The sequence below is a fragment of the Rheinheimera sp. genome (genome assembly GCF_036568245.1).
In the GTDB taxonomy this organism is placed as follows: domain Bacteria; phylum Pseudomonadota; class Gammaproteobacteria; order Enterobacterales; family Alteromonadaceae; genus Alishewanella.
In genome coordinates this window covers 1-8,744 of the sequence record NZ_DATCSY010000152.1, presented here as the reverse complement: position 1 = coordinate 8,744, position 8,744 = coordinate 1, and the positions used below count along the sequence as shown (strand labels likewise).

Sequence of the window (8,744 nt, the reverse complement as noted above, 5' to 3'; positions counted from 1 at the left end):
CGCCGAAAGCATGGTACTGATAGTTCAGGTTGGCATCGACAATGTTGTAACCGGACTCCGACACCCCCCAGGGCAGTCCACGCTGCTTACCGTAAGCGATCTGTCTGGCCACCGCCGCGCGGCAACTCTGATCCAGCAGGGAGCTGTCGTACAGGGGCATGACCAGCAGCGGCATCAGATATTCAAACATCGAACCGCTCCATGACACCAGTACCGGATCCCCCCCCGCGGTAGTCAATAAGCGCCCCAGGGCAAACCAGCTCTGCTGCGGCAATTTGCCCTGGGCGATCGCCACAAAGTTGCACAGCCGCGCCTCCGAAGCCAGCAAGTCGTAATAACTGCTGTCGCAACGACATTCATCCACGTTGTAACCCACCGCCAAGAGGTGACGCGACCGGTCATAGAGCAGTTTGTACTCCACCGTGGCGAAATCGCTGGCCTCTCGCGCCAGGCGCTGCGCCTGCGCCTGGCGATTTGTCATAGTAACTCGACCTGCTTCGATGCTTTGCCGCAACTGCAGCAAACCGCTGCATGGCTCGCCGGCGGGCACCGTAGAAAGCTCCTGCAGAGCCTGTTTATCGCTTGCCAGTTGCTGATCAATCGTGGCCAGCCACTGCGAGGTGCACTCAAGCAACCCGGCTAAAGTCGGGATGCCGTTAAGCGCCGTCAGCGCCTGCATGTCCTCGGGCAGGTTTTTCAGCGCCAGCCAGGGCGCCGTTAACAGCAGGTCGTCAAGTCCATCCTGCGCCTGCTTTGCCACTGCCCGCAGCCACTGGACTGCCTCCACGAATTGATCATCAATCTCGGGGGCGTCCGCGCCCGGCAGATCGCCGCCGGGCTGTGCGCTGACAGCCTCGTTTTCTGCTTGCGACTTATTAGTACTGTTAGAAGCTTCTAACAGGCGTTCCACGGTCGGCACAATTTGCTGCAGATAATTGACAGCATCAGGCAGGGTGATGGTCGGTAAGGCGGCGGCGTCATCAATCAGAGTCTGCAGCTTTGCCGCTGCATCGAAGGCCTTGTGCTCACTGCCAGCCAGCGCTTCGTGCATCAAACGCAAGCTATCAGCCAGTCCGTAGAATAGCCGTGGCGACATGATCGGCCGTGCCCTCAGCTCCAACAGTGCCGCACGCAGGGTCAACAGGTGTCCGGCCAGATTGCCACTGTCCACCGAGGAAATATAACGCGGCGGCAAGGGCTGTAATGTTTCAGTGTCATACCAGTTAAAGAAGTGTCCCTGGTGACGCTCCAGCTTTGCCAGTGTGGCAAAGGTGTCGGTCGTACGGCTAAGCAACGCGCCTGCTGGGATATAACCAAAATCAGCCGCAGTGACATTGGCCAGTAACGCGAGGCCAATATTGGTCGGCGAGGTGCGATGGGCAAGAACCGGGCCGGGCTCCTCCTGAAAGTTATCAGGCGGCAGCCAGTTATCCCCGGCGGTAACAAAATAGTCAAAAAACGCCCAGGTCTTGCGCGCCATGCTGCGTAAAAACAACAGCTGATCTGCATTTAAGCCATGGCTATCGCGCACCAGTGGTTTGCTGAGCCACCAGGAAAAAAACGGTGCCAGCAGCCATAAACCCGTCACCGGTAGCACCGCCAGCAGCAGGTTCAATCCGGCAAAGGCGCTGGCCACGGTAACGCCAATCGCCACTGCTGGCGCGATCCACAGAGACCGGTAAGCAGAGAGGACGGTATCGTCGTCACGCGCCAATCGGGGAAGTTGCTGCCTGCCGACGTTGTCATTGCGGGTGTCGCAAGGGCTTGGCCGGTTATTAAACACCTGCCATTCGAGCAGGTTTTTATGTGTGCCCAGCACCCGCCAGGACGTGCGCAAAATCGCCGACAGATGCACCCAGGCTTCATAGGGCAGACAGGCGAAGCGGAAAACCGTCAGTTCGATATTCTGCAGCATGGAATGCAATACCGTCGCCAGATGCCGGCGGTAAAGCACCTCTCGCGGTCGGCGCAAGGCATCGACCAGACCCGCCAGCAAGGGTGGCACCAGCGCTATAGCCACCACGATCAAGGTCCAGCGCCAGGGTTGTGACAACACAAACCAGCCAGCCAATAACAACAGCAAAAAAACCACGGGCATAAGACTGCGACGCAGATTATCCAGAATTTTCCACTGGGACAGCATCGACAGTGGATTGCGCTCACGCTGACCACCGGCGCCCGGCACCCTGGGCAACAGCCAGTCTGCTATTTGCCAGTCGCCCCGTATCCAGCGTTGCTGACGCGCAATGTCGGTCAGATAACGCGCCGGGTATTCCTCGTACAAATGCACGTCACTCAGCAACCCGGAGCGCGCATAGCAGCCCTCCAGTAAGTCATGGCTGAGTATCCGGTTTTCGGGAAAGCGCTGGTCGAGTGCCGTTTCGAAGGCATCGATGTCGTAAATACCCTTGCCGATAAACGATCCCTCGGCAAAGAGATCCTGATAGATATCAGAGACTGAGCGGGTATAGGGATCAATGCCTGGCTCATTGCCACACAGTTGCGCATAGCGGGAGCGCTGTGCGCCAGACAAACTGGCAGCCATGCGCGGCTGCAGAATACCGTAGCCGCCGACAACCCGCCGGTAACGCTTGTCATAACGCGGCTGGTTGAGTGGATGTGCCATGGTGGCAATGAACTGCTGCGCCGAATCCCGCGGCAACCGGGTATCAGTATCCAGGGTAATGACGTACTTGACCTCTGACAGTGCCGCTACATTACCGCTCAGGACACTGAATCGATCCCAGCCATGGCCCCGTAATGCGCGATTAAGTTCAGAGAGTTTGCCACGCTTGCGTTCGTACCCCATCCACTGGTTTTCCTTCGGGTTCCAGCGACGTGGGCGATGCAGCAGAAAGAAACGCTCATCATGTACAACCCGGTTAGCGGTTTCCTCGGCGTCTGTGGGCGCGTATTTCTGGTTGAGTTGTTCGATACCGTGGCGAGCCAGTGACAGCAGTGCCTCATCAGTCGGCAAGGTCTCTGAGCTGGCATCGCAGAAATCGGACAGCAGCGCGAAATGCAGGTAATCGTCGCGACTGCCAAGAAAATGCACCTCCAGTGCTTCGAGCAAATCGCCAATACCCTGCTCACTATTGAGCAGGGTGGGAATAACCACCAGCGTACGACGATCGGCTGGCAGTCCACGGGAGTAATCCATGCGCGGCAACAGTTGCGGTGTCATCAACATAGTGACCAACCAGTTCACCAGTGTCGACGCCACTTGACTGGTCGCCAATACCACCAACCCGCTCAGCAGCAGAAACCGCCAATCGCTCAGCCCTTGATGATAGACCGGGATCAGTGCCGCGGAAGAAAACACCACGGTCAGCAGTAATATTGAAGCCAGGTAAACCAACAACGGCGTACGGCGCAGCCAGCGACTGATTCGTTCAATGCCGGAATACTGCACACCCAGCGCTGCCGTTAAGGAAGGCCGTCCCTGGTCGATCAGGTAGTAGCCTATATGAGCCGCCGGGGCGCGATGGCCGTGTTGCTCTGCACCCACTTGTGCAAGATTAATCGCCGTCTGCGCCACAGCAATTTCCGCCTGCGCCAAACTTGATGAGTAATCGGAACTGCGCCTGGCCAATTGCTCGACCACCTGCCGATAACGATCACGGGAGGGAAAATCCATCGCTGAATAAACAGCGCTGTTATCCCGGCACAACACCTGCTCGACCAGACTCATGTCCTCGGTAAACTCGCGCCAGTCCATCGCCGCTAGAAAACGCAGGCTGCCAATGGTGTTACTGACCGATACCTGGTCGGCGGCCTGCTGTTGAGTTTCTGATAGCACCAGTTGTTCGATGGTCAAACTGGATTCCGCCAGTCGCTGCCTGATCCAGGTCAGCGGCAAGGCCAATGCTGAACCGTGACCCTGCAGACAGCGCTCCAACTCGGCGACGAATGAACTCACCATGGGTGGTTTGGATCGCGCCATATCGGCAACCATCAATATCAGGCTTTTCGGATCGGTTTCAGCCACCTCCAACATTTTGTTCGCCCACGCCTGGGCAAGGTTGACATTCACCCGGGCGGCGGCAATCCGCACACTGACACGGCGCAAATTCTCGATCATCGCCAGCCGCAGCATGATAGGAATGGCCCACAACTCACCCAACAAAAGCGGCGTTACGGTTTGATAAGAAGCGACAAACAGGGTTAAGGCCTCGCTGTCAACACGGCCATCGCCATGGGATATAGCTTCCAGGGCCAGATCATAAACCCGTGGCAAACCGGCAGCCGCCCCCTCGGAAAGCCGTGGCAACTCACGACTGTAATTCTTTGGCAAATGTCGCCGGGCGATACGAATTTGCTCATCGATCAGATAGAAATTATCCAGCAGCCATTCCCCGGCAGGCACTATCGACAATTGATTTTTCACCGCCTCGGTCAACAGCGCGTGCGTTGCGATCAGGCATCGCTCGTTGTCATCCAGACGCGCCAGCAATTGATCCGGGAATCTCGATCTTCCCACAGTATGTTTCAGAGCCAAATATTTTCCGTGCTGCTCCATTTGCTCAGCACAAAACAGCTCGTCACGCAGGGGCGTTTCATCGATTACTGAATCAGGATACAAAGCTCGAGCATAAATTCTCTTGAAGAAATCAGTGTTGCGTAATAACGCGTTTACTGCTGTTTTTAACCACGCCCTATTGGCCCACATCAAAAATCTGCTTGTATCGCAAGCCTTGAAAAAACGGATCTCATCATCGTCTGCTTCCTTCTCAGTTGTATTGTTAAATTGACGCTCAGTGAATACCCATAGCAGTGCCATACCCGCCAACGCAGACACCAATGATGCCAGCAGAACACCGTAGTTAGCGCTATTAATATTGCTTTCATCAAAACCTAACGGGCCTATAAACAGCTAAGGCCATGGAATATATCTATGGCCTTGACTATCGATACGATTTATACAAACAACATAACACTTAACAATGCAGCTTAGCTCCGTGAAGCCATCGAATGAGATATAATGATTTCAACGCGCCGATTGTGCTGACGACCGATGGCTGATTCGTTACTGTCTAGAGGACTACCCTCGCCCTTGCCCAACACGGTCATTCGCCCGGAATCAATGCCTTTTGACACCAGATAATCTCTGACTGTGCCTGCACGTTGCTGTGACAAACTTAAATTAAGGGCTTCACTGCCAACGTTGTCGGTATGCCCTTCGATGATGATGGTGCGATCATCGTACTTGTCGAGAAAAGCCACCAGCTTGTCGAGATCCCTGCCGACACCACTTTTGAGTTCAGATTTACCGGTTGCAAACGACAGGTCGCCCAGCGTCATGATCACACCGCGGTCAGTAGCCTTAGCGTTTAATGCGCCAATCTGCTGTTGCAATTCGCTGCTGCGCGCCAATTCAGACTTCATTTCCGAACGGGATTTTTCAACCGCCGCCAAGGCAACAACAGTCTCTGCCCTGACCGCGTCAGTCTCACTGCGAGCATTCTTGACATCGAGCGTACGGGCCTGCAGTAATACATCATTACTTTGATTTTTCAGCGCCTGGCGTTGATCAACCAGCAAACGTGTTTTGGCACGGGCCGTGGCAATATCCACCTTACGATCTGCCACATACACCAGGTGATTGGATAACTTCGTATCTTCCATCGGCTTTTCCGCAGCACGCACAGCGGACTCCGCTTCTTTTATTTCAACCGAAACTAAACCTGCCAACTGTGCATCGGCTTGCAGTAGCGCCAATTTATCGCGAACGGCATCGACACCTTCAGGTTTCATTGCCGGTGTGGAACATGCTGACAACATGACCACCGTGGCGACACCCATTAGTTTGTAGAGCTGAATCTTCACCGTTTTCATTGTTGTTCTCCCGAATTTCGATATGATTCCTGTTTCAACATGTCAATACTTCTTTGCATATCTGTGTTAACTGCCTGAGCTTTGTTCACATCGGCATTGGCAGCGGCAAGCTCTGCATTCACGAGCGACTCTTCAGCGAGCCGAATCGCCACAGTCATTTCTTTTTCCTGCACCGCAGCGCGAGCATCGTTGAGCTTTTTGCGCGCTTCGATCAACTCCGGCGAAGAATAGCCGGCAACTCGATTGCGGTCGGCATGGCTAATAGCCATCTCAGCCGCTTGCAGGGCGGCATCCGTTGAAGGTTGTGGAGCCTGTACGCAAGCGGGCAATGTGCAAACCAGCGCCAGTATCACTAATCGATTCCGTGAACGGGCAGTGTGTAAAGCTATTATATTTTTTTTTACTCTGAACATGATGACTATCCTCCCTCGGGGTGTATTACATTTATTCACAATGACAATATTCGTATAAAAACAATATTCGTACAAAGAGATTAACGCCCCAAACCTATTGCTTTCTGTTCGGCAGCGTACACCCCCGACTTTATTTAACCGTGGCCACTAAGCTGCCAGAAGATTTTTTCAGCTTCTTTTCCTGTTTTTTCTCCTTCTGCGTTTTGGCTGGTATTTTCTTGCTTTCCCTGTTGCTTTTTCGCTCTTTACTCATCTCATTGACTCCGATTATTGATTATCAATTTATTCGTTTACCTGGAAACTTCCTTTCTTTCAGGTTTAATATCGAGCATTCTCTTTCGTTCAAGCAACCGCTTTTCTTTGCGTAACCGTGATTGATCAAGCATGCATACCCATTCATCGGAACGACGCTGCCACTCTTTATCATTTGCCATTTATCATCTGCCTTACGGTTTTTAAAACCTGCCATCGAAAAACTGCTGTTTCATTGCCTGTATCGTCGATGTCATGCCCTTTAGAAACTTAAACAGGTCGCTGTTATTCCAAAACGCGTTTAGCGATGGGGTTAAGCTCCTGAATAACAGCTTATTCCTGGTCGACATATCGACGCCAGCCATCAGCCTCTTGGATTCCTTGCTCGTTTTCAGCTTCGGCTGATAAAATAATTTTGTTGTATTCTCGCCGCGCTTCGTTAATTAACCTCTTCTTCGGCTGTTGTGTCTGGTTCACTTCATTAAATGATTCCTGCATCTTGAGCAGCGCACCAACTGTTCGATCACTTATCACTCCTCGCATCACGGACTCAGAGACGTGGCGCAGTGTTTCGTCGGGCTTACGAACTTCAAACAGAAACTTAACCGGAAACGCTGCACCACCGACACAAAGTCGCTGGGCACGGTATAGTAAGACGGCCAGACATTCAGCCCGACTACCATAAAGACCAGAAAGGCCAGCGGCTTGCCATAGCGACCTACCGAATAATATTTTTAACCGAATCAAGTTGGCGATTAATCAGTAACTCAAAATCGGCAGGAGAATTTTCAGACGGCATACATTGTTGCCTTTGAAAGGTCGCTGGTACGCGTCATTTGCGCACCACTACGTTTCGCACACCACTACACACCACTATATGGCATTGACACACTTATCAATTGGGTAGCGATGTGAAAGACAGACTATCGCAGATGACTTTCTGGCGTCGGTGCGGTACCGCACATGAAGCAACGCTAAGGTACAGAACGACGAGACCAGCAGTTCTTTGCTTGCCAATCCCGTGCTGTAATGGCTTAAAAGTTATAGCCCATACCAATGCTATAGATGTAGGCACCGTCATCAAAACGATCATTGGCGTCGCTGGTGTCTTCAAACAAAACCTGATACTCGAGCTGCCCGACAACAAAAGTTGACTGCAAAACATAGTACTTCAACCCCAGTTCAGGCCCGGCAATAAAGGTGTCTTCCACGGATTCACCATAGAGATATCCGATATTGATGCCCAAATATGGGCGTAGATTTTCTTGGCCCAGGTGATAATCGTAAAAAAAGCGAGTTGCGCCATTCCAGTTACTGTTATTGCCTTCCGAATCAGTCACACTCGCCAACTGACGCACGCCGAAGGTTGTCGCCGGTGACAAATAGTACCCATAACTAACTTCCATAGCGAAGGCATTATCGTTGAACTCCTTATCACTGGAACCGGCACCAGATATTGATAATTCTCTGGCGCCTTGCGCCGGTGTATCGGCCCAGCTTAGTGCAGAAAACAGGGAAAAAGAAACGAGAGGAATAAAAAGTAAACTTGTTTGTATGTATTTCATAAAAAATCCTGATTTTCTTTTGTTGAATAGGTATATCTTTTTTGGACGTTGTGCCATTAGTGACTGCGATCATCAAGACTTGACTGCGTCACCGTTATTGCCAGCATCTGAATCCGATAAGTCTGGCAGGTTTTTAATGGCAACAACGTTTCCCGTTGATACACATATATGGAGAACTGAGTATGCGTATCCGTGAACCGGGCATCTGTTCGCTCCACCACATTAACGGTTGATTATTGCAGAAGAATAACTACACCGAGAATAACTACACCGAAATACCGTTTTGATTTTTTACAGTGTAAGGGGTAAGACCGGAGTCATTGATTATATAGAATTCAGGAAGGGAACCTCATGACCCGCTTGCCCGCCTCTCATCTGCCTGGTCGCACCCAGCATGTGCTCCAGCACGGGAGCAACCGCGCAAAGCCTGTTTTTATGACGAGGCGGACGCCAAGGCTTACTGTTATTCCTCAGGGATGCCGCAGCCAAATACCAAGCTACCATTCACGCCTTCGTGCTGATGACCAATCACGTTCATCTACTAACGCCTGCCAATGAACAAGGTGTCAGCCGCCTGATGCAGACCAGGGCCGCAAGTACGTTCAATACTTCAACTTCACCAACGGTCGTACTGGCACCCTGTGGGAAGGGAGATACAAATCTACATTGGTTGATGCCG

6 protein-coding genes and 1 pseudogene are annotated in these 8,744 nt (G+C 52.2%); all 7 read right to left on the bottom strand.

The features are described 5' to 3' along the window. A pseudogene (locus VIN66_RS06595) lies at positions 1-4,780 on the bottom strand (cyclic beta 1-2 glucan synthetase); the annotation flags it as partial. A gap of 170 nt (positions 4,781-4,950) precedes the next feature. Further along, positions 4,951-5,835, bottom strand: a complete 885-nt coding sequence (locus VIN66_RS06590; RefSeq protein ID WP_331923235.1) for an OmpA family protein — start codon at positions 5,833-5,835, stop codon at positions 4,951-4,953. Further along, the gene (locus tag VIN66_RS06585) at positions 5,832-6,188 is read right to left on the bottom strand and encodes a DUF4398 domain-containing protein (RefSeq protein WP_331923234.1); all 357 of its coding nucleotides are present in this window, start codon (positions 6,186-6,188) and stop codon (positions 5,832-5,834) included. The genes VIN66_RS06590 and VIN66_RS06585 overlap by 4 nt, the downstream gene beginning before the upstream one ends. A gap of 190 nt (positions 6,189-6,378) precedes the next feature. After that, complete coding sequence (locus tag VIN66_RS06580; protein ID WP_331923233.1) at positions 6,379-6,501, bottom strand: hypothetical protein; 123 nt, start codon at positions 6,499-6,501, stop codon at positions 6,379-6,381. Between the two features lie 37 nt (positions 6,502-6,538). Continuing rightward, entirely contained in the window at positions 6,539-6,682 is a 144-nt protein-coding gene (locus VIN66_RS06575; protein ID WP_331923232.1) for a hypothetical protein, read from the bottom strand. A gap of 151 nt (positions 6,683-6,833) precedes the next feature. Then, positions 6,834-7,247 carry a hypothetical protein gene (locus VIN66_RS06570; protein WP_331923231.1) on the bottom strand — a complete coding sequence of 138 codons (414 nt, stop codon included), beginning with the start codon at positions 7,245-7,247 and terminating at the stop codon, positions 6,834-6,836. A 287-nt stretch (positions 7,248-7,534) separates the two neighbouring features. Beyond that, positions 7,535-8,065 (bottom strand): hypothetical protein, encoded by a 531-nt coding sequence (locus tag VIN66_RS06565; RefSeq protein ID WP_331923230.1) that lies wholly within the window; start codon positions 8,063-8,065, stop codon positions 7,535-7,537. Between the last annotated feature and the right edge of the window lie 679 nt (positions 8,066-8,744).

Bases quoted from the DNA above. Each gene is read 5' to 3' on its own strand.
- VIN66_RS06590 (WP_331923235.1), bottom strand. From the start codon at position 5,835: ATGAAAACGGTGAAGATTCAGCTCTACAAACTAATGGGTGTCGCCACG.
- VIN66_RS06580 (WP_331923233.1), bottom strand. From the start codon at position 6,501: ATGAGTAAAGAGCGAAAAAGCAACAGGGAAAGCAAGAAAATACCAGCC.
- VIN66_RS06575 (WP_331923232.1), bottom strand. From the start codon at position 6,682: ATGGCAAATGATAAAGAGTGGCAGCGTCGTTCCGATGAATGGGTATGC.
- VIN66_RS06565 (WP_331923230.1), bottom strand. From the start codon at position 8,065: ATGAAATACATACAAACAAGTTTACTTTTTATTCCTCTCGTTTCTTTT.